This window comes from Streptomyces sp. NPDC004126 (assembly GCF_050275515.1).
Classification (GTDB): Bacteria; Actinomycetota; Actinomycetes; order Streptomycetales; family Streptomycetaceae; genus Streptomyces.
The window spans coordinates 42,234-62,288 of sequence record NZ_JBNNPF010000012.1 but is presented as its reverse complement, the minus strand read 5'-3'; the positions used below and the strand labels follow the sequence as shown (position 1 = coordinate 62,288).

At 73.4% G+C, this 20,055-nt stretch carries 19 protein-coding genes; 7 read left to right on the top strand and 12 right to left on the bottom strand.

Features of this window, described 5'->3' with window-relative positions; all coding sequences use genetic code 11:
* Positions 1-24: 24 nt before the first annotated feature.
* The 5 genes from ACQKM2_RS14180 to ACQKM2_RS14160 form a co-directional block, all read right to left on the bottom strand.
* On the bottom strand, positions 25-1,068 hold the full coding sequence (locus tag ACQKM2_RS14180) for a PDR/VanB family oxidoreductase (RefSeq protein WP_427709487.1): 1,044 nt from the start codon (positions 1,066-1,068) through the stop codon (positions 25-27).
* A complete protein-coding gene (locus ACQKM2_RS14175; protein WP_427709485.1) occupies positions 1,065-1,961 on the bottom strand; it encodes a metal-dependent hydrolase in 897 nt (298 codons plus the stop codon). The genes ACQKM2_RS14180 and ACQKM2_RS14175 overlap by 4 nt, the downstream gene beginning before the upstream one ends.
* A gap of 153 nt (positions 1,962-2,114) precedes the next feature.
* The gene (locus ACQKM2_RS14170) at positions 2,115-4,037 is read right to left on the bottom strand and encodes a hypothetical protein (RefSeq protein WP_427709483.1); all 1,923 of its coding nucleotides are present in this window, start codon (positions 4,035-4,037) and stop codon (positions 2,115-2,117) included.
* Positions 4,038-4,156: 119 nt separating this feature from the next.
* A complete protein-coding gene (locus ACQKM2_RS14165; protein WP_427709481.1) occupies positions 4,157-4,951 on the bottom strand; it encodes a tyrosine-protein phosphatase in 795 nt (264 codons plus the stop codon).
* 121 nt (positions 4,952-5,072) lie between these two features.
* Entirely contained in the window at positions 5,073-5,657 is a 585-nt protein-coding gene (locus ACQKM2_RS14160; protein WP_427709479.1) for a rhomboid-like protein, read from the bottom strand.
* A gap of 92 nt (positions 5,658-5,749) precedes the next feature.
* Between ACQKM2_RS14160 and ACQKM2_RS14155 the strand changes: the two genes are divergently transcribed.
* The gene (locus ACQKM2_RS14155; protein WP_427709477.1) at positions 5,750-6,637 is read left to right on the top strand and encodes a hypothetical protein; all 888 of its coding nucleotides are present in this window, start codon (positions 5,750-5,752) and stop codon (positions 6,635-6,637) included.
* Between the two features lie 77 nt (positions 6,638-6,714).
* Positions 6,715-8,244, top strand: coding sequence for a PepSY-associated TM helix domain-containing protein (locus ACQKM2_RS14150; protein WP_427709475.1), 1,530 nt, complete (start codon positions 6,715-6,717; stop codon positions 8,242-8,244).
* Positions 8,245-8,343: 99 nt separating this feature from the next.
* Here the strand turns inward: ACQKM2_RS14150 and ACQKM2_RS14145 are convergent, their stop codons facing one another.
* The 3 genes from ACQKM2_RS14145 to glnII form a co-directional block, all read right to left on the bottom strand.
* Positions 8,344-8,955, bottom strand: a complete 612-nt coding sequence (locus ACQKM2_RS14145; RefSeq protein WP_427709473.1) for a winged helix-turn-helix domain-containing protein — start codon at positions 8,953-8,955, stop codon at positions 8,344-8,346.
* A gap of 366 nt (positions 8,956-9,321) precedes the next feature.
* Positions 9,322-10,278, bottom strand: coding sequence for a DUF6891 domain-containing protein (locus ACQKM2_RS14140; protein ID WP_427709471.1), 957 nt, complete (start codon positions 10,276-10,278; stop codon positions 9,322-9,324).
* Positions 10,279-10,405: 127 nt separating this feature from the next.
* The gene (gene glnII, locus ACQKM2_RS14135) at positions 10,406-11,425 is read right to left on the bottom strand and encodes a glutamine synthetase (protein WP_427709469.1); all 1,020 of its coding nucleotides are present in this window, start codon (positions 11,423-11,425) and stop codon (positions 10,406-10,408) included.
* Positions 11,426-11,624: 199 nt separating this feature from the next.
* On the opposite strand from glnII, the gene ACQKM2_RS14130 reads away from it, so the two are divergent.
* Entirely contained in the window at positions 11,625-12,563 is a 939-nt protein-coding gene (locus ACQKM2_RS14130) for a Gfo/Idh/MocA family protein (RefSeq protein ID WP_427709660.1), read from the top strand.
* Here the strand turns inward: ACQKM2_RS14130 and ACQKM2_RS14125 are convergent.
* Positions 12,556-13,083, bottom strand: coding sequence for a hypothetical protein (locus tag ACQKM2_RS14125; protein WP_427709467.1), 528 nt, complete (start codon positions 13,081-13,083; stop codon positions 12,556-12,558). The genes ACQKM2_RS14130 and ACQKM2_RS14125 overlap by 8 nt on opposite strands.
* 704 nt (positions 13,084-13,787) lie before the next feature.
* Between ACQKM2_RS14125 and ACQKM2_RS14120 the strand changes: the two genes are divergently transcribed.
* Positions 13,788-14,711, top strand: a complete 924-nt coding sequence (locus ACQKM2_RS14120; RefSeq protein ID WP_427709465.1) for a GDSL-type esterase/lipase family protein — start codon at positions 13,788-13,790, stop codon at positions 14,709-14,711.
* A 151-nt stretch (positions 14,712-14,862) separates the two neighbouring features.
* Positions 14,863-15,936: a Kelch repeat-containing protein gene (locus ACQKM2_RS14115; RefSeq protein ID WP_427709463.1), complete on the top strand. Its 1,074-nt coding sequence runs from the start codon at positions 14,863-14,865 to the stop codon at positions 15,934-15,936.
* 590 nt (positions 15,937-16,526) lie between these two features.
* On the opposite strand, the gene ACQKM2_RS14110 is transcribed toward ACQKM2_RS14115, so the two are convergent.
* The gene (locus tag ACQKM2_RS14110; protein WP_427709461.1) at positions 16,527-16,991 is read right to left on the bottom strand and encodes a hypothetical protein; all 465 of its coding nucleotides are present in this window, start codon (positions 16,989-16,991) and stop codon (positions 16,527-16,529) included.
* A 191-nt stretch (positions 16,992-17,182) separates the two neighbouring features.
* Positions 17,183-17,995 (bottom strand): helix-turn-helix domain-containing protein, encoded by an 813-nt coding sequence (locus ACQKM2_RS14105; protein WP_427709459.1) that lies wholly within the window; start codon positions 17,993-17,995, stop codon positions 17,183-17,185.
* A 194-nt stretch (positions 17,996-18,189) separates the two neighbouring features.
* Here ACQKM2_RS14105 and ACQKM2_RS14100 point away from each other — a divergent pair, with 194 nt between their 5' ends.
* Positions 18,190-18,678, top strand: a complete 489-nt coding sequence (locus ACQKM2_RS14100; RefSeq protein WP_427709457.1) for an ATP-binding protein — start codon at positions 18,190-18,192, stop codon at positions 18,676-18,678.
* Here the strand turns inward: ACQKM2_RS14100 and ACQKM2_RS14095 are convergent.
* A complete protein-coding gene (locus tag ACQKM2_RS14095; protein WP_427709455.1) occupies positions 18,668-19,105 on the bottom strand; it encodes a MarR family winged helix-turn-helix transcriptional regulator in 438 nt (145 codons plus the stop codon). The two genes, ACQKM2_RS14100 and ACQKM2_RS14095, sit on opposite strands and share 11 nt — an antisense overlap.
* A gap of 62 nt (positions 19,106-19,167) precedes the next feature.
* On the opposite strand from ACQKM2_RS14095, the gene ACQKM2_RS14090 reads away from it, so the two are divergent.
* A complete protein-coding gene (locus ACQKM2_RS14090; protein ID WP_427709453.1) occupies positions 19,168-20,055 on the top strand; it encodes an alpha/beta fold hydrolase in 888 nt (295 codons plus the stop codon).

Genomic DNA, 20,055 nt, shown 5'->3' with positions numbered 1-20,055 from the left:
GGCCGTACGGGTGCAGGTCCGCCGCTACAGGTCCAGTACGAGCCGGTCCGAGTCCGCGCGGGAGACGCACAGCAGCATCGAGCCGGCGCGTTCCCCGTCGGTGAGGAGCTCGTCGCGGTGGTCCACCCTGCCTGCGAGGACCCGGTGCCGGCAGGTCCCGCAGAAGCCCTGCTCGCAGGAGTACGGGGTGCCGGGCAGCACCCGGCGCACCGCGGCCAGCGCGGACTCGTCCGCCGCGACCTCCACGGCGGCGCCGGTGCGGGCGAGTTCCACCGTGAAGGGCTTCGCCTCGGCGGGGGCGGCCGCGGCGAAGCGCTCCAGCCGGACCGCGTCCGGGTCGGGGACGGCCTCGGTGACCGCCCGCATCAGGGGCTCGGGGCCGCAGCAGTAGACCAGGGTGCCGGGCCGGATCCCGGCCAGCGGGGCCAGGTCGGGCAGGCCCGTCTCGTCCTCGGCGGCGACCGTCACCCGGTCCCCGTAGGCGGCGAGTTCGGGCAGGAACGGCATCGAGGCGCGCGAGCGGCCCCCGTAGAGGAGGGTCCAGTCGGCGCCGGCCGCGGTGGCGGCGCGGAGCATCGGCAGGACCGGGGTGATGCCGATGCCGCCCGCGACGAAGGCGTACGAGGCCGCGGGCTCCAGCTCGAACCGGTTGCGGGGCGGGCGCACCCGGACCTCGGTGCCCTCCACGAGCCGTTCGTGCGCCTCGCGGGATCCGCCGCGGCCGTCGGCGACGAGCCGGACCGCGATGGTCCAGCGGCCCGCCTCGGCCGGGTCGCCGCACAGCGAGTACTGGCGCACCAGGCCGGAGGGCAGCGTCAGGTCGACGTGCGCGCCCGGGGTCCAGGACGGCAGTTCGCCGGACTCCAGCACCAGGCGCAGCACGCCCTCGGCCGGCTCGGTGCGGGAGGTGATCCGGGCGTGCAGGGTCCGGCGGGGCGAGTACCCGGACACCGGGTCCGCCAGCGCGGGCAGGGGCCACAGGGGGGAGCGGCCGATCCGCTTGAGCAGTGCGCGCCGGGTCAGGACGGCGGCCCCCGCCACCGCCGTGACGGCCAGGGCCCGCCTCACGGCCGCACCCCGCCGTTGGCGCCGGGCGAGGAGGCCAGGTAGGCGACGGCCTGGGCGGTGGAGCCCTCCTGGGAGGGGTGGTAGGTGCGGGAGAGGTAGGTCGGGATGGACCGGGCCATCGCCCCGGCCGAGGGCAGCACGCCCTTGCGGCCGGCCCGCAGGAACTGCCCGTAGGAGGCCTTGGCGCCGGGCCGCTGGGGGTCGTTCTCCACGAAGAAGCGGGCGCCGCGCTGCCAGAGGAAGAGCAGCGCGGCGAAGGCGCTGGCCCAGGTCCGCACCCGGCGGCGGTAGCTGCCGTCCAGGTGCATGAAGAGGTCGAAGGCGACCGAGCGGTGCTCGACCTCCTCCGCGCCGTGCCAGCGCAGCAGGTCCAGCATCATCGGGTCGGCGCCGCGCCGGTCCAGCTCCTTCGCGTTGAGCACCCAGTCGCCGAGGAAGGCGGTGTAGTGCTCGATCGCGGCGATCATCGCGACCCGCTCCATGAGCCACCACCGGCGGGCCCGGCCCGGGGGGAGGGTCCGGTCGCCGAGGAGCTTCTCGAACATCCAGTCGACCTGGGCGGTGTAGGGGGTCGGGTCGAGGCCGAGGCGCTTGAGGTGGGGGAGCACGTCGTCGTGCGCGGCGGCGTGCATGGCCTCCTGCCCGATGAAGCCGATGACGTCCGCCCGCAGCCGCTCGTCGGTGATGAGCGGGAGCGCCTGCTTGTACACGTGCACGAACCAGCGCTCACCGGCGGGCAGCAGCAGGTGCAGCACGTTGATGGTGTGTCCGGCGAAGGGCTCGCCGGGCAGCCAGTGCAGCGGGGTGTCCTCCCAGGAGAAGGACACGTTGCGGGGTTCGAGGTCTATGTGTTCCGACGCCACGGGGGCGGGGGCGGGCGGCCTATTAGACATGGCGTCAATGTACTGACGGGTCACCGTCAGGAAAACCCCCTGGCACCGCCGAATCCGCGCAGGGCTGCCCCGACAGGGGCGCGGGGAACTGCGCGACCAGCCACGGACGACCCGCAGCCGAAACACAGCGCACCGCACCCCAACCCGGACAACCTAGCGGAGCGCGCCGGCCTTGCTGCCGTCCGTCAGCTTCCCCGACAGGTCCACCTGTGCCCCCTCCGGCGCCTTCACCGCCAGCCGGTTGCCGTTCGCGCTCCCGCTCACCCCCGCGCCCGACGCCGACAGCGAGGCGAACTGCGCACTGCCCGCCGCCAGTACGTACCACTGCCCCGCCCGGGACTTCCACAGCACCCCGGCCAGCACCCGCGGCTCGCGCGGCCCGCACGCCGGGGAGCCCTCCGCCTTGGCCGCCTGCGCCGCCAGCGGCGCGCCCGGGGCCAGGAACTGGGCCTGCACCCGGTCCGCCGTGCCCCGCCAGGTCTCGGCCCGGCTGCACAGCCAGGTCGCCGTCCCGTCGCCCTCCGGCAGCGGCTGCTTCGCGTACGTCCAGGCGTTCACGGACCGCACCCCGTGCGAGCGCACCGAGGGCAGCAGACAAGCCGTCTTCGACCACTCCCCGAGCTCCGCCGCCTCCGTGACGTCCCGCGCGGCGCCCGGCGCGCCCGAGGTCAGCCGGGCCGGGGTCAGCTCGCCCAGGTCGGTCACCAGGCGGGTGGCGCCGTCGCCGGTCAGGGACAGCGCGCTCCAGCCGGTGCAGTCGCCGTTCGGGGCGGGACCCAGCACCGGCGGGGTGACCCCGTCCGGGGTGAGCTTCAGCGAGGCCGGCTCCTCGCCGGGCTTGAGCAGGTCGCGCAGGGCGGCCCCGGTCACCCAGGGGGCCGTCAGGTAGCGGACGTTGCCGTCGACCCGGCTCAGTACCAGCGCCGTCGCCGTGTCGGCCGTGGCCCCGTCGGTCCGGGCGAAGTCGAGGGCGGCGCCCGCCGTACCGTTGCGCGGCTCGGCGTACCGGACCACGCGCAGCCCGTCGTACAGCAGGACCACCACGGCCTGGTCGACCGCGCCCGCGAACAGCAGCTGCGGCGGGCCCATCGGCGGCCCCGACGGGGTGCCCGGCGTCGCCGAGACCACCACCTCCTTGCCGGGCCGGGCCCACACCGCGAGCGCCCGGCGCAGCAGCTCCGCGTCCTGGGCGCGGTCGCCGCGCGCCGGCCAGGCCGAGTAGTCCGTACGGGAGGACGTACGCCACACCGTGGGCGCCACCCGCAGCAGCTGCCCCGGGTCCAGGGCCTGTTCGGCGGCCGCGTTGCGCGCGTACAGCGGGGCGGAGGGCCCGTCCGAGCCCCAGCCCCCGCCCGGCAGCGCCAGCAGTGCCCCGCACACGGCGAGCGCGGCCGCCGCGGCCAGCCCGGCCCGCGCGAGCCGGCGCCGCCGCAGCAGGTCGGTGGGCCGGGCCTGGAGCACGCACGGGTCGAACTCGGGGGAGGCGAACAGCCCGTCGTGCGCCGGGTCCCCCGACTCCGCGACCGCCGCCTCCGGGTCGGCGACCCCGGCCTCCGCGAGCACCCGCAGCACCTCCGGCCCGTCCAGCCCCTCCAGCGCCCGCAGCACGCAGGCCGCGCGGCCCGGGCCGTTGAGGGTGGCCAGCCACTGGTCCAGCGCCAGCTCCTCGGCCCCGCCCGCGCGCGGGAACAGCCGCAGCCCCCAGACCTGCGGCAGCAGCGCGGGCAGCTGCCCGCGCAGCGGGAGCGCCTTGAAGGTCAGCGGGATCCCCGCCTCCAGGGCGGAGCGCAGCACGCGCAGCCGGACGTACGCGTACCCGGACTCGGGCCCGCCCAGCCCGCCGCGCTGCGCCGGGACCCCGCCCTGCACGGCCGCCGGGTCGGCGCCCCGCCGCCCGCGCGGCAGCGCCCGCTGGGTCAGCGAGTGGGCGGTGAGCACCCGCCGGTTGCGGCCCAGGGAGGGCGGCAGCACCAGGTAGGCCAGCCGCACCAGCCGCGGGTAGTGCTCGACGATGGCGGCCTCGGCCTGCTCGACGTCGGGGGGCAGGGGGCGGGTGGCGGTATCCGGCGCAGTCACGTTCAGCAGAACGAGCGAATCGTCGGATGGTCACCCGCCTTCGCGCACCCGTTCGGGGGAATTTCGCGTTTCGAGGTGTACGCGCCGGGTTGCCGGGGTTTCACCCGGTACCGGTCAGATCAGGCGATGAGCTTCGCGCGCAGCGCCGCCACGGTCTCCTCGGAGACGCCGAGGCCCTCGTGCACGTACTTCTCCATCGACCCGTAGCGGACGCGGACCTCGTCCAGACCCGCCTCCAGGTAGGAGGGGAACACCCCGATCAGCGCCAGCGCGATGTCCGGGTCACCGCCCGCGGCGGTGAAGCCCTCGATCATCGGGGCGAAGGCCTGCTTGACCGCCGGATTCACCGACAGGTACTCGGCCATCAGGGTGTCGTCGTCGGCGCCGAGCAGCGCGAGGACCACCGTCGCGCCCCAGCCCGTACGGTCCTTGCCGGCGGTGCAGTGGAAGAGCAGCGGGCCCCCGTCGGGGTCGGCGGCCTCGGTGAGCAGCGTGCGGTACGCGGCGTGCGCGGAGCCGGTGCTGACGAAGGAGCGGTACACGGAGCCGAAGAGGGCCTGGGCCTTGCCGCCGCCGAGGTGCTCCTCGGCCACCGCCGGGTCGCCGAGGAGGTCCTTGAGCTGGGTGGCGGCCGGCATCCGGTGGTCGCTCATCTTGTCGGCCAGCACGTCGCGCACCAGCAGCCGGACCCCGTCGGGTATCCGGTCGGGGTGGTCCGCCCGCTCGGCGTCGCTGCGCAGGTCGATGACGGTCCGCAGCCCCAGTGCCGCCACCGCCGGGTCGGCGTCGAGGTCGAGCCGGTCGAGGGCGCCCGCGCGCAGGACGAGGCCGGGGCGGACGGCGCGGCCGCCGGCGAGCGGGGTGCCACCGAGGTCGCGGAGGTTGGCGACGGTGGTGGAAGGGGTGGCGGTCATCGTGGCGGCTCCAGCGGTGAGGCTCGTTCGTGCGTGACGTGTCCGGGCGCGCGGTGCGTATCGCGCGGTGCGTATGCGGTCCGCATGCGGGTGGTGCGCCCGGTGGTGCTCGTTCGTGTTGCTAGTTATGTGCGATTTTCCGACGGTTTGATCCGGAAAGACAATCGATGGCGACCGACAGCCCTATCCCCACGCCCAGCGCCACGAGGTGGCCGGCGTCGGTGAAGGTCCGCCCGCGCCGCAGCACCGGCTGCGCGGCGACGGCCAGCAGGCCCGCCCGGGCCGCGTTGCGCACCGTCCCGCGCGGCAGCGCCGAGGTCAGGGCGCCCAGGACGGCGTTGAAGCCGTAGCTCGTGCCGACGTCCAGGGCCCGGCGGGTCTGCCGGTCGGCGGTGCGGCGCAGGGCGCCGTAGACCAGGAGGGTCGCCGCGGCGTGCCCGAAGAGGAAGACGGCGGCCGTCCACCAGGCGCCGTACGCGTACTCCGCGTAGCCCAGGACCGCGACCAGCAGCAGGGCGTACGGCAGCGGCATGGGCTCCTCGACCACGAAGGCGCTGCTCAGCAGGGTCTCCCAGTGGCCGGTGTCGAGGTTGTCGACGTTCGTCGAGCAGCCGCGCAGCACCCGCTCCCGCTCGGCCGGATCCAGCCGTTCGAGGGCGTGGGCGCCGAGCTGGACGCCGCCCGCGTAGGCCGCTCCCAGCGGCAATGACCATGACCATGGCGATGGATTCACCGGTCCATGATCGGATACGGCCCTCTTGCGGGCAGCGGCGGGCCCCGTGAGACCATGACCGGAACATGACTGAATCCCCACCCCGTGCGCCGATGCGCGGTACGCGGGCCGCGATGTTCGCGGCCGTGTGCGTGGCATTGGGTGCGGTGGGGCATTCGTACATGTCCGGGATGAATGTCCCCCTCGGCAGCCTGCTGGCCGCCTTCGCCGTCACCGGGGCCCTCGCGTGGGCCGCCGCCGGACGGCGCTGCGGACCGGCCGGCATCACCGCCGCGCTGCTCGCCGTACAAGGGGTCCTGCACCTCGCCTTCTCCGCCGGCCAGGCCGCGGGACACGGGCACACCGCGCCCGCCCCCGCCCTCGCCGAGCCGATGCCCGGACACCACCACGTACCCGGCATGCGGATGGACGCCCCCACGGGCACCGCCGCGGCGGCCGACGCCGCGGCGGGCGCCGGTGACATGGCGGGCGGCATGGCCGACATGGCCGGCATGGCGGGACACGGCGGTCTCGGGATGATCGCCGCGCACGTCCTCGCCGGGCTCTTCTGCGCCGCCTGGCTCGCCTGGGGCGAGGCCGCCGTCTTCCGGCTCGCCCGGGTCCTCGGCGCCGCGGCGCTGCTCGCCGCCCGGCCGCTCGCCCGCGTCCTCGCGCTGCTGCTGACCCGGCCGGCCCCCGCACCGGCGCCGCCCGCGCGCCGCCCCGCGTACGAACGCCCGCGCCGGCTGCGCGGAGCCGTACACGCCCACACCGCGGTCCGCCGCGGCCCGCCCGGGTGGCGAGACACCCACAGCACGGCCCCGAGGCCGTGCCGCCAGAGCCCCGCCCGGCCGACGGCCCCCGCCGCGTACGCACACCGCGTCGCCGCGGGCCGCCGGTGCGCCCCTTCGCGCGCGCACGCACCGGCCGGAGCGGTACCGGCGGCACCCGTTCCGCAGCCCGCGCGCGCCTGACCGGCGCGCTCCCGGACGTCGGACGGAGCGGAACCCGGGGCTGGTCCCCCCCCGTTTCGCCGAACCCGAGGACCGACATGTCCCTTGACGAACTCCAGCACGGCCCCGCCCGGGACGCCGACGCGGCCGACGCCGCCGTTGCGCCCGACGCGCCCGACGCCGCCGCCCCGGCCGCCGCCGACGACACCGCCGAAGCCCCTGCCAAATCCCCCCGCCGCACCGGCGGGGGCTGGGCCGCGCTGCGGCCGCTGCTCCTGCGCATGCACTTCTACGCGGGACTGCTGATAGCCCCGTTCCTCTTCCTCGCCGCCGCCACCGGACTGCTGTACGCCGGCTCGTGGCAGGCCGAGCGCATCCTCTACTCCCACGAGCTGACCGTCGACAGCGTCGGCGAAGCCGCCGTGCCGCTCGGCACCCAGGTGAAGGCCGCCCAGGCCGCCGCCCCCGAGGGCAAGGTGCTCGGCGTCTGGCCCGCGCCCGAGGCCGACGCGACCACCCGGGTCATCATGGAGAAGCCGGGCCTCGCGGAGGGGAAGACCCTCACCGTCTTCGTCGACCCCTACACCACCGAGGTCCGCGGGCAGCTCACCACCTCCGGTGACGCGCTGCCGCTGCGCGCCTGGCTGAGCGAGTTCCACGCGAGCCTCCAGCTCGGCGAGTTCGGCCGCAACTACAGCGAACTCGCCGCCAGCTGGCTGTGGGTCGTCGCCCTCGGCGGCCTCGCCCTGTGGTTCGGCCGCCGCCGCGCCCGCAAGGCCGACCTCGTCGTGCCCGACCGCAAGGCCACCGGCCGCCGCAAGACCCTCTCCTGGCACGGCACCGTCGGCCTGTGGGCCACCGTCGGCCTCGTCGGCCTCTCCGCGACCGGCCTGACCTGGTCCAACTACGCCGGCGAGAACATCGGGCAGCTCCAGGACCGACTCGGCGGAGCCACCCCCTCCGTCGCCGCCAAGCTGAACCCCGGCGCGGCCGCCGGCGCCGACGCGGGCGACGAGCACGCCGGGCACGTCATGCCCGACGGCATGGAGATGCCCCCGCCCGCCCCCGTCACCGACATCGGCATCGACAAGGCCGTGGAGGCCGCCCGGGCCGCCGGAGTCACCGAGAGCCTGCGCGTCACCCTGCCCGCCAAGGGCAAGGGCTACGTGATCAAGGAGAACGACAAGACGCTGCCGGTCCACCTGGACTCCGTCGCCGTCGACCCCGCCGACGGCCGGGTCATGGACACGCTGCGCTTCGCCGACTACCCGCTGCTGGCCCAGCTGACCCGCTTCGGCATCGACCTGCACATGGGCCTGACCTTCGGCCTCGCCAACCAGATCGCGCTGGCCGCCCTCGCCGTCGCCGTGATGTTCCTGATCGTCTGGGGCTACCGGATGTGGTGGATGCGCCGCCCCACCAAGGAGAACCGCCGCTCGGTCGGCCGCGCCCAGCCGCGCGGCGCCTGGCGGAAGCTGCCGGTGACCGTGCTGCTGCCGCTCGCCTGCGCGACGGCGGTCGTGGGCTGGTTCGTCCCGCTGCTGGGGCTCAGCCTGGTGGCCTTCCTCGTCATCGACCTGGCCGTCGGCTTCGCCGCGCGCCGTCGCGGGGCGAACGCCGCCGCCTGACCGGGGCCTGAACGACGGTGGGCCCGTACGCGCGAGAGCGCGTACGGGCCCACCGGCATGTCAGGCGCCGGCCCCGGGTGCCGGGCGTCGGCCCGGGCGTCAGGGCGTGTACTTGTACCCCACGCGGCGGACGGTCTGGATCGCGCCGCGGTGCGCCGCGCCCAGCTTGCGGCGCAGCCGGGCGATGTGGACGTCGACGGTCCGGCCGTCGCCGACGTGCCCGTAGCCCCACACCGTCGTCACCAGCTGGTCGCGGCTGTGCACCCGGTGCGGGTGGGCCACCAGGTGGGCGAGCAGTTCGAACTCCAGGTAGGTCAGGTCCAGCAGTTCGCCGTCGACCTCGGCCGTGCGCTGCGCGGAGTCGATCCGCACGAGCGCGTCTCCGGTCGTCGTCGACGGCCCGGACGCAGACTGGGCGTGCGGGGCCGGTCCGGCGACGGGCACCGGAACGGACTGCGGGGCGAAGGCGATCTGCTGCTGGTCGGCCGGTACGAGGACCAGGTAGCCGACCATCGGGGGCTGGCCCGGCAGCGTGGGAACGGCGTGCTGGGGCGCGGGCAGCCAGGTGGCGCCCGGCGGGAGCAGGTCCACCACCCGGGCCACCTCGTCCCGGTCCACGGCGCGCAGCCGGTGGCGGGGACTGGGCGGGAAGGGCAGGGGAGCGGAGGTCGCAGCGGAGGCGGCAGAAGCGAAGGAACGGGTGTTCGTCATGAGTGGTCAGCTCTTTCACGCGGAGTGATCGGCAGAAGACGTACGTGTGCATGTACGAGTGCACGTAGTCGTTGCGTACCGCGCAGACCGAAGGCCCCGGGGCGGGTCTGGTGAGAGGGTCCCGGAGGCTTTAGAGGGCCGGCGCGTTCTCGGCGCGGCAACACACCCGGTCGAAGTCGTGATCCTGACGGGACGGCCAGAACGGCTCCAGGTCGCTGCGACCTGTCGGGAAGTACGAATGGCTGGCCATGAGCGCCATTGAAGCAGAAACCAGGCGCCCGAGGCAGGTTGCGTCTCACTTGCTGGATCGGAATCTCATATTCCGTCGTCAAGACTTCGTAGACCCGTCACAATCCCGACATACCGTCAGCCAGAAAGCCGCTTCCGCCAGTCCATCCCGGTCACTCGTATCGCATCGTGGGCCGATCCGTTCCACGTCCACGCCAGCCCCACACCGTCCAGTGCCGCGACCACCTCCCGCCCCACGGAGGCCGTCAGCTCCTCGTCGGACTCGAAGCCCCCGTAGAGGAGCCACAGGTCCCCGCCGTCGGCCGCCCCCTCCGTGCACTGGGAGTGGAAGAAGACGAAGCCGCGCGCGTCCTCCTCGCCCTCGGCGTGGATCTCGCCGAGGCCGCAGGTGCGGCAACAGGTGAAGTTCTCCCGCGCGGTGATCCCGCTCGCGTCCAGCACCTCGAAGGCCCGGGCCAACCGCTCGGGGTCGGTCTCGCCCACCCAGCCGGCCTGCTCCGCGACCCGCTCCCGCCACAGCCGGTCCACCAGGTCCGCCGCCTGCGCCCGGGACACCGGCCGGTCGTCGCCGGACACCAGGTACTCCTCGGCGTTCTCCGTCAGCGCCGCCCGGTCGTCGTACCCGCAGCGCAGCCAGCCCCGCACGGCCTCCGCCAGCTCCTGCGCCACCTCCGGATCCAGCGGCGCCACCTCCTCGACCGGGAAGTCCAGCCGCTCCCAGGCCGGCCCCCGGTCCCACTCCTCCTCCCGGGCCGCCCAGCGGAGCATCACCTCCACCACCTCCTGCGCGGAGTCCGTGAACGCCTGGAAGTGCCGGTCGGGCGCGCCCGCGCGGTGCTCCAACTGGTAGTCGCCGCCCGTCTCGTGCCAGACCTGCACGTAGACGTCCGGGTCGTCCGGGACCCGGTTCACGACGAGGAACCGCTCGCCGTCCCCGCCCAGGCCCGCCACGAGCGCGGACAGCGGCCCGCGGCTCCCGGGGCCGGAGAGGTCGTGGTGGCGACCCGGCTCGGTGTGGACCCTGACGGGGTGGATCGCGTCGTCGGAGCGCTCGCTGCGCCGGCTGCTGCTCATGGGGACACCGTGACAGGCCCCACTGACAACGGCCGCGGCGCCCGCCTCCGGGAGTGGAGGGCGGGCGCCGCCGTTTCGCCGCGAGGGGGCAGGGCAGGGCCGGTCCGGTCGGGACCGGCCCGGCCGGTCAGACCAGGCCGTCCTTCTCCAGGCCCGTGCAGCAGGTGTCCGTGATCAGACGGGTCACCACGTACGGGTCCACGTTCGCGTTCGGGCGGCGGTCCTCGATGTAGCCCTTGCCGTCCTTCTCCACCTGCCACGGGATGCGGACCGACGCGCCGCGGTCCGAGACGCCGTAGCTGAACTCGTTCCACGGGGCCGTCTCGTGCAGACCCGTAAGGCGCTCGTCGATGCCCGCGCCGTAGTTCTTGACGTGGTCCAGCGGCTTGCTGCCCTCGCCCAGCGCCTCGCACGCCGAGATGATCGCGCGGTAGTCCTCGCGCATCGCCCTCGTGGAGAAGTTGGTGTGCGCGCCCGCGCCGTTCCAGTCGCCCTTCACCGGCTTCGGGTTCAGCGTCGCCGACACGTTGAAGTCCTCGGCCGTGCGGTACAGCAGCCAGCGCGCGATCCACAGCTGGTCGGAGACCTCCAGCGGGCCCAGCGGGCCGACCTGGAACTCCCACTGGCCGGGCATGACCTCGGCGTTGATGCCGGAGATCTCCAGGCCGGCGGCCAGGCAGTGGTCCAGGTGCTTCTCGACGATGTCGCGGCCGAAGATCTCGTCCGCTCCGACACCGCAGTAGTAGCCGCCCTGCGCCGCCGGGAAGCCGCCCACCGGGAAGCCGAGCGGGCGGATGCCGTCGAAGAAGGTGTACTCCTGCTCGATGCCGAAGATGGCCTCCTGCGAGGCGAACTTCTCCGCCACCGGACGCAGCAGCGCGCGGGTGTTCGACTCGTGCGGGGTCATGTCGATGTTGAGGACCTCGCACAGGACGAGGAGGTCGTTCCCGCCGCGGATCGGGTCCGGGCAGGAGAAGACGGGCTGGAGGACCCGGTCCGAGGCGTGGCCCTCGGCCTGGTTCGTGCTCGAACCGTCGAAGCCCCAGATCGGCAGCTCCGCACCTTCCGCGAGGATCTTCGTCTTGGAGCGGAGCTTCGCCGTCGGCTCGGTGCCGTCGATCCAGATGTACTCAGCCTTGTAGCTCACGGGACCATCCTGACTCTGCGGGTGCTGCGGAACGCTGCGGTGTTGACCGCAGCGTGCCCCGTGGCGATTTCTCATCCGTTGCCCATGTGTGAACCCCGTGTTACCGGGGTTTACGCCGCAGGTCGGGTGGCTTGATCGAGTCGGTCGCCGTACATCCGTCCGAGTGCGGCAGACTGAGCGGGTGAGCATTTCGTATGATTTGAACTCCATCGGTGACGGCCCGGGCGACGGCCCCGGGCGCGCCCGCCCCCGCGTCGGCCTCCTCGGCACCGGCCCCTGGGCCCGCCGCACCCACGCCCCTGCCCTCGCCGCGCACACCGGCTCCGAGTTCGCCGGAGTCTGGGGCCGGCGCCCCGGAGCCGCGGCCGAGCTCGCCGACGCGTACGGCGTGAAGGTGTACGAAGACCCCGACGCCCTGTTCGCCGACTGCGACGTCGCCGCCTTCGCCCTCCCGCCCGACGTCCAGGCCCCGCTCGCCGTGCGCGCGGCCGCCGCCGGCTGCCACCTGCTGCTCGACAAGCCCGTCGCCACGACCGCGGAGGACGCCCGCGCCGTCGCCGACGCCGCGGCGGCCCACGGCGTCGCCTCCGTCGTCTTCCTGACGCTGCGCTTCGCCGAGCCGACCGCCGGGTGGGTCCGCGAACAGGCCGGGCGCTCCGGCTGGTTCACCGCCTCCGCGCACTGGCTCGGCGCGGTCTTCCCGCCCGACGGCGAGCCCAGCGCGTACGCCGACTCGCCCTGGCGCAAGGCCAAGGGCGGCCTGTGGGACGTCGGCCCGCACGCCCTGTCCGTCCTGATCCCGGTACTCGGCGAGGTCACCGCCGTCACCGCCACCCGGGGCCCGTCCGACGTGGTCCAGCTGGCCCTGCGGCACGCCTCCGGAGCCGCCAGCACCGCCGTGCTCAGCCTGGGCGCGCCGCGCGCGGCCGCCGGGGTGGGCCTGGAACTGCGGGGCGCCGAGGGCGTCTTCTCGCTGCCGGACTGGAGCGACGTACCGGGCGCCTACGGGCGGGCCCTGGACGCACTGCTCGACGCCGCCCGGACGGGGGTGCCGGACCCGCGCGGGGCGGAGTTCGGGGCCCGGCTGACGCAGATCCTGGCCGAGGCGGAGGAGCAGCTCGGGCGGCTGCCTACTTGATGAAGGCGTTGGCGACGATGATCACCAGCCCGATCGCGGCATCGGCCAGGCCGATGAGCAGCGCGGACGCGATCCGGTAGCCGACCCGCAACGCCACGAAGGCCCCCCAGGCGAACAGCAGCGCCGTGTTCAGGCCGAGCCCGACCGCCGTCACCCCGTACGGCTCCCAGCCCGCGATCTGGGCGAGCAGCAGCAGGAGCAGGGTGGGGAGGGTGGCCGCGATCATCGGCCACTCGTTCCACAGGGCCCGGGCCAGCAACCTCCACCGGTGCGCGCCGGCGCCGGTCCGGCGGTCGGGCTGGTGGTCGGCCATGTGGTGCGCGTAGCCGTGCGCGAGGGCCCCGGCGGCGGCGGTGACCAGGATCCAGGCGCCGTCGGCGAGCGGGGTGTAGTGCCCGCCCCGCTCGTCCAGCGCGGCCAACAGCCCACTGGCCAGCACGGTCCCGTACACCCCGCCGAACATCCAGTCGGCGCCCCGGTGGCCGGGGTGGTGGGTGGGGCGGGAGTGCTGGTCGGGCATGGGGCTGTCCTTTGGTGTGGTTTCGTCCTATTTATTCCTCGGGCCACCCTAAGGGGGGCGGGGTGGGGGCGGTGTGAAGGCGCGGGGCGGGGTGGGGTGGGCGGGGTCTGGGGGGCGGGATCTCCCTGGCCCGGATCGGGGAGGGTTTGGGGGTTTCCCGTCAGTCCCATCGTCCTTCCGCGTCGGGCCGTCCTGTCAAGGGCGCTCCCTGCGGTCGCGTCGCTTCGCGATGGCCTTCGGCCACCCTTGACAGGCCGTCCCGCCCCGGAAAGCCGAAAGACTGCCGGGAAACCCCCAAAAGGAACGGTCACAGGGGGAGACGAGCGAGAAGCGGCCCCGTCAGTGACGAGGCGAGGGGCCGGGGGCCGGCACGCCGAGCATCCGGGCGCTCAGATGTCCTGACTCCGGGCCGGGGGCCCGGCCACCCGCACGAGAGGCCGATCAGAGCAGCCCAGGAGTCCGGCAGGCGCGTCAGATCGCTACGCGCTCCTCACGTCTCAGCGTCTGACGACCGCCTTGGGCCGATACCCGCACCAGAGGCCGAAAAGACCAGCCCAGGGAGCCGACAGGCGCGTCAGATCGCTACGCGCTCCTCATTTCTCAGCGTCCGGCGGCCGTCTGGGGCTGATATCCGCACCAGACGGTGGGAGGGGAGTGGGTACCTTGATCCACACAGCTGATCGATTTCTGAAGAAAGCATCACCGTGAGCGATTCGCGCCCCCACATCCTCTTCTCGTTCGGCACGTTGATGGATCCCAAGGTCCAGACGGCCCTCTTCGGCCAAGTCGTGCCCAGTCGCCCCGCATCGCTGGCCGGGTACGCGACCAGGTCGCTGAAGATCACCGACCCCGACGTGATCGCCGCCAGCGGCCTCGACGTACACCTGATCCTGGAGCGGAGGATCGGCAGTGCGGTCGAAGGCGTCGTTCTTGAGCTCACGGACGAGCAGTTGGCGGCGGCCGACGACTACGAGGTCGACGACTACGCGCGACGACGGGTGCTCCTCGCCTCCGGGGAGAGCGCCTGGGCGTACCTGGACGCGAAGCCGCTGCAGCCGGCGGCGCGGATCGTGATCGTGGGCGACAGCATCGCCTACGGGCGGTGTGATCCGGAGGGCGGATGGGCCGCCCGCCTGGCGGCCGCACACATTGCGGAGAACGAGAGCGCTCACCGGGTCTTCAACCTCGCCATCCCCGGTACCACCCTGGCCGCCGTCAGCGAGCAGACGCCCCCTCTTCTGGGTCCTCGCCTGCCCGACACGATCGTGGTCGCCGCCGGTATCAACGACTCCGCCGTACCCCTCGCAACCCCGGACGTCGACGGGCTGACGAACGTCGTGGACGGTCTCGACGCCCTGGCGACCACCGCCCACGCCCACAACGCGCGCCTGGTCGTCCTGGGGCCGATCTGGCTGGACGAGGAACGGACCGGGGACTACGAGGGTCTCCGCTTCACCCGGGACCGGGCCCTGAGGCTGCGCGAATCCCTGCGGACCTGGTGCGCCGACAACCACGTCGACTTCGTCGACATGTGGGAGCCCCTGCGCGACAGGGCCGACCTCCTCGTCGACGGCATCCACCCCACCTCCGAAGGCCACCAGGCGCTCTACGAACACCTCACCGGCTGACCGCTTCAGTCTTTTGCCGCGTCCGGCGTCCGTGGAGCCGCTGCATGGACGTTCCACCATGGATGAAATGTCCGATTCTTTCGAGAGTGGGGAATCCATGGCCGGAGTGGAGAGACGGGGGAGGGGAGCGGTCTACCGCTGGCTCCTCCTCGTGGTTCTGGCACCGCTGTTGATGTGGACGGGCGGTCCCGCGCACGCGCAGGGGGCGTGGCTGACGACCACCCCGCTGCCCGTGGGCCGCGCGGACATCGCGGCGACGGCGGCGGCGTGCCCGTCGGGCGTTGCGGGCCTGAGCGGTACGTGCGTGTACGCCATCGGCGGTACGACGGGCAACACGGTGGAGGCGTTCAGCCCGGCCACCAACCGGTGGGTGGCCTTGCCGCCCTTGCCCGTACCGCGACGGTCCGTCGCGGTGACGACCGCCCCGTGCCCAGGCTTCGCGGGCCTGTTCGGCAACTGCGTGTACGCGATGGGCGGCGGGGTGGACTTCAGCGCGATGGACACGGTGGAGGCGTACAGCCCCGCCACGAACCGGTGGGTGTCCCTGCCCCCGCTGCCCAACGCCCGTGCCTGGATGGCGGGGGCGACCGCGCCGTGCCCGGCCGGTGTCACGGGCCTGACCGGGACGTGCGTGTACGCGCTCGGCGGGTCCCAAGCCCTCAACCTGGGCGCCTCCACCAACACGGTGGAGGCCTACAGCCCTGCGACGAACCGATGGGCGACCCTCCGTTCCCTGCCCACGGACCACGGAGCCCCCGCCGGAGCGGCGGGACCTTGTCCGCACGCCGTCCTGTCACAGCAGCAGACCTGCGTGTACGTCGCGGGCGGCTCCCCCGGTCCTGCCGAGCCCGACGAGAACCACCGCAAGGTGGCGGCGTACTACCCAGGCGCCAACGTCTGGGCGACGCTCCCCTCGCTCCCCACCATCCGGAAGCACCTGGCAGGAGCAGCGGCCCCCTGCCCGGCCCGTCCGGCGGAAACCTGCTTCTACGCCGTCGGTGGCACGGGGTTGAGCGGCGAAGTCCTGGACACGGTGGAGTCGTACAACTCGGTCGACAACGTGTGGTCGACGCTGCCCTCGCTCCCCACCGCCCGCTGGTCCCTGGCCGGGGCGACCGCCCCCTGCCCGGCGAACCTGAACCGCACGTGTGTCTACGCCATCGGCGGCAAGGACACCGGCGGGAACCCCGTGCCGACAGTTGAGGCCTTCGACATCGAAAGGTGACGGCGAGGCAGGCAGACGCCGAGATCAGGGAAGCGCGTAGCGATCTGACGCGCCCACGAGCTTCCCGCCCGTCCTGATCACCCTCTGGTGCGGGTATCGGCCCAAGGCGGTCGTCGGACGCTGAGACGGGAGGAGCGCGTAGCGATCTGCTGCGCCCCTCGGTCCCCTGGGCTGCTCTGATCGGCCTCTCGTGCGGGTGGCCGGGCCCCCGGCCCGGAATCGCAGACGTGAGGGCCCGGATGCTCGGCGAGCCGGCCCCCGGCCCCTCGCCTCGTCTCCGACGGAACCGCTTCTCGCTCGTCTCCCCCTGTGACCGTTCCTTTTGGGGGTTTCCCGGCAGTCTTTCGGCTTTCCGGTTCGGGCCGGTCGGTCAAGGGTGGCCGAAGGCCATCGCGAAGCGACGCGACCGCAGGGAGCGCCCTTGAGGGACCGGGCCGAAGCGGAAGGACGATGGGACTGACGGGAAACCCCCAAACCCTCCCTGACTACCGCCGGAGAGGATCCCGCCCCCGGCCCCGCCCCACCTTCCCCCGCCCCACGCGGGAAGGGCCCCGCCCGGTGCCGGACGAGGCCCTTCGTTCCGCTTGCGGTCAGTCGCCGGTGTTGGTGGCCCAGACGGGTCGGCCCGAGCCGTCGTAGACGACGGCGTTGCCGTCGTCCTGGACCGCGAGGTAGCGGCCCTTGGACCAGGTGCCGGCGGCCCAGACGGGGGTGCCGGAGCTGTCGTAGACGACGAAGTTGCCGTCCTCCTGCATGACGGCGGTGGCGGCCTTGGGCCAGACGTTCGGGGCCTGCCAGGCCGCGCGGCCGTCCTTGTAGAGGACGAAGTTGCCGTCCTCCTGGACCCGCAGGATGGTCCGGCCGTTGCCGGAGGTCCAGGCCTGGTTCTTGCGGATGGTGGAGGGGGCGTTGAAGCGGGCGTCGCTCCGGAGGGCGGTGGGGGACGCGGCGGCGGCGTTGGCGGGGGTCGCGTCGGCGGCCGGTACGGCGGTCAGGACGGGCAGGAGGGCAAGGGCGAGCGCGGGCAGACCGCGCCTCACGAGGTTCTTGATCATGTCGACCGTTCTAGGCGCCCCGCCCATCCCCGCGACAGCGCAGAAACGACGGCCTCACCCGTTCGGCCCATCCCTTTCACCAGCTGAAACGCCACTTCGCCTCTGGTCTCCGGCTGAGTGGTCGCCGTGACGCGGCGAAGGAGCCCTTGGCGGGCCGCTGACCGTGCGTGCCGGTCTCGGTAGGACGGGGCTTACGAGAGTCTTTCCATCTGCGCTTGGATCAGGTCAGCGCTCTGCCTCTCTGGAAGGGCCTCGCCCATGAGGTCCTCGAAGGCGCGTTGCACGCGCAGTGTGAACTTGCGGTCCGCGACGACTCCCGCGGTATTGGGCGGTGCCTCGATGCACGCCACGGTCACGTGCTTTGGGCTTGTCAGGAAGCTTGCGTCATAACAAATCAACGGGTGCGGCTCTGAGTCGAACGGCAATACGCGAATGCGTGTGGTGGGGCGCTCCATATGGGTCAGGAGCAGCGCGAGTTGGTCACGCATGACTTCCTTCAGTCGCAGGCTTCGGTGGAGCACCGACTCGCATAGCACCACTCGTAGCTCCGGAGGGGAGGCCCGGTGGAAGATTTCCTGCCGGGCGATTCGCCGCTGTACGGCGGCTGTGAGCTCAGCTTCGTTGGCGCGGATGTCGCCTTGGCGGATGATCGCCCGAGCGTAATCGGGGGTCTGGAGGAGCCCTGGTACGACGGTTTGGGACCACTCCCCGATGGAAATCGCTTTCCGCTCCAGCTCAACACGGTGTTGGTGCATGGCCGCGAAGGTGTTCGCAGTGATCGCGTCGTACAAGCCCTTGAAGGAACCTTCTGTTCTGAAAATCTGGTCTAGAGCCGAAGGTAGCTCGGGCGGGATGGGTCCCTTGCCCGACTCCACGCGGCTGATCGTGCTCTTGGACGTCCGAGCCATTCGCGCGAGGTCCGTCTGGGTCAGTCGGCGTTCGCGGTGTAGCTCCCGGGCGCTTCTGAGCTCCTCGGCGAATCGGCGGCGCGGGTTCGAGTCCACGGTCGTCCCCTTCCCACGTTCCCATGAGGTTGGTCACGGCTGAAATCAGAGAGTCTGCGCAGGTCAGCCTGCTGGCATATGCCGACGCGACCGTCGCATGGGTCGGTCACGCGAGCGCTTTCGATCGTAGCCCCGCCTGCGTAACTCTGGCCTCACGCAAGGCGATTGAGTACGCGAACGAATGGTGGAATGTCATGCGTGATGCGACCGGCGCAGACGAAGAAACGGAATGGCTCGCCAACCTCCTCCCCCAACTGGACCGGGCCTGGGCCGACCTGGTCACCGGGCTGGACGCCGCCCTCCAGGGCTTCGTCTTCGTCCAGCGGTTCAGTGCCACCCCGCGCGGCGCCCGCCTCGCCCGGCATCTCGCGCTCGTGCAGCTGCACGCCTGGGGGATCCCCCACGGCACCGGGGTCGCCGACGACGTCGGCCTCGTCATCGCCGAGCTCGCCGGCAACGCCGTGACGCACGGGCGGGTGCCCGGGCGGGACTTCGAGCTGCGGGTCACCCGCCTCGGTGCCGCGATCCGCGTCGAGGTGTCCGACGGGCGGCGGGACCGGCGGCCCCGTCCCAGGGAGGACGGGTACGGGCTCCGGATCGTCGGGGGTGTTGCCGCCGCCTGGGGCGTCTGCGACCGGCTGGTCGGGAAGACCGTGTGGGCGGAGTGCGCCCTCAGGGGGTGAACGCCGCCCGGGCCGCCGTCAGGAAGGCGCGGATGGTCTCCCGCTCGGCGGGGGAGAGGGGGGTCAGGGCCTGGACGACGCCGTCCAGCATCGGGCCGAAGAACTCCCGCCCCAGCGCGACCGCCCCCGGGGTGACCCGTACCAGTACGCGGCGGCGGTCGTCCGGGTCGCGGACGCGTTCCACGTGGCCCAGGCGCTCCAGGCGGTCCACCACCGCCGTCGTGCCGGCCGAGTTGAGGCCGAGTCGGGTGCCCAGCAGGCCCGGGGTGGCGGCTTCGGCCGCGCGGGCCGCGTCGAGGAGGCAGACCAGGGCCCGTACGTCGGTCGGGTGCATGCCGTTGGCGGCGGCGAACTCCGCTTGCCGGAGGCCGAATTCGACGGTCACCGCGCGCAGCAGGTGCACCAGTTCAAGGTTGTCGTCCACCATGCCTCCAGCCTAGTATCTCTCGCTGAGCGAGATTATCGCCCATCGAGGGATCGGAGTAGGCCATGTCCCGCACCCCCATCCACACCCCCATCCACACCCCCTTCCGCACCGCCTACGACGAGGCGCTCGCCCGGTGGCCCGGCCCCGTCGAGGCCCTCGACGTGCCCACCCCGTACGGGGTCACCCGGGTCAACGGCTGCGGTCCCGCCGGGGCCCCGCCGGTGGTGCTGTTGCCCGGCGGCGGGGCCACCTCCACCGTGTGGGGGGCCTGCGTCGCGGCCGGGCTCGGGCGGAGCCGGCGGGTGTACGCCGTTGACCTGGTGGGGGAACCCGGGCTCAGTGTTCCGGCGTCCGGGCGGCCGTTGCGCCGTGCCGGGGACCTCACCGCCTGGTTCGACGCGCTGCTCGACGGGCTCTGCGCCCTCGACGGCCTCGGCGACCGCCCCGTGACCCTGGCCGGGCACTCCTACGGGGCCTGGATCGCCGCCCACGCGGCAGCCCACGTCGCCGCCCGGCGGCCCGACCGGCTGGACCGGCTCGTGCTGCTCGACCCGACCCAGGTCTTCGCCGGGCTGCGTCCCGGCTACGTGCTGCGGGCGCTGCCGATGCTGGTGCGGCCCACCCCGGCCCGGATCCGGTCCTTCCTGGCCTGGGAGGCCGGCGGGGCGGCGTTCGACCCCGCCTGGGCGCGGGTCCAGGAGGAGGCGGCCGCCTTCCCCACCGTGCGGCCGGTCACCGGCCCGCGCCCCGACCTCGCCGGGCTCGGGGAGCTGCCGGTGGAGGTCCTCTTCGCGGGGCGGGCGCGCTGCCACGACTCCCGCAAGGTCGCGGAGGCGGCGCGCCGGGCGCTGCCGGGCGCGCGGGTCGACGTCATGGACGGGGTCCCGCACCACGCGCTGCCGCTGACCGCGGCCGGGGAGATCGCCGGGCGTCTGGCCCCGGTGGCCTGA

Bases quoted from the DNA above. Each gene is read 5' to 3' on its own strand.
- ACQKM2_RS14175 (WP_427709485.1), bottom strand. From the start codon at position 1,961: ATGTCTAATAGGCCGCCCGCCCCCGCCCCCGTGGCGTCGGAACACATA.
- ACQKM2_RS14165 (WP_427709481.1), bottom strand. From the start codon at position 4,951: ATGACCGCCACCCCTTCCACCACCGTCGCCAACCTCCGCGACCTCGGT.
- ACQKM2_RS14155 (WP_427709477.1), top strand. From the start codon at position 5,750: ATGACTGAATCCCCACCCCGTGCGCCGATGCGCGGTACGCGGGCCGCG.
- ACQKM2_RS14150 (WP_427709475.1), top strand. From the start codon at position 6,715: ATGTCCCTTGACGAACTCCAGCACGGCCCCGCCCGGGACGCCGACGCG.
- ACQKM2_RS14145 (WP_427709473.1), bottom strand. From the start codon at position 8,955: ATGACGAACACCCGTTCCTTCGCTTCTGCCGCCTCCGCTGCGACCTCC.
- ACQKM2_RS14140 (WP_427709471.1), bottom strand. From the start codon at position 10,278: ATGAGCAGCAGCCGGCGCAGCGAGCGCTCCGACGACGCGATCCACCCC.
- ACQKM2_RS14125 (WP_427709467.1), bottom strand. From the start codon at position 13,083: ATGCCCGACCAGCACTCCCGCCCCACCCACCACCCCGGCCACCGGGGC.
- ACQKM2_RS14110 (WP_427709461.1), bottom strand. From the start codon at position 16,991: ATGATCAAGAACCTCGTGAGGCGCGGTCTGCCCGCGCTCGCCCTTGCC.
- ACQKM2_RS14100 (WP_427709457.1), top strand. From the start codon at position 18,190: ATGCGTGATGCGACCGGCGCAGACGAAGAAACGGAATGGCTCGCCAAC.
- ACQKM2_RS14095 (WP_427709455.1), bottom strand. From the start codon at position 19,105: ATGGTGGACGACAACCTTGAACTGGTGCACCTGCTGCGCGCGGTGACC.
- ACQKM2_RS14090 (WP_427709453.1), top strand. From the start codon at position 19,168: ATGTCCCGCACCCCCATCCACACCCCCATCCACACCCCCTTCCGCACC.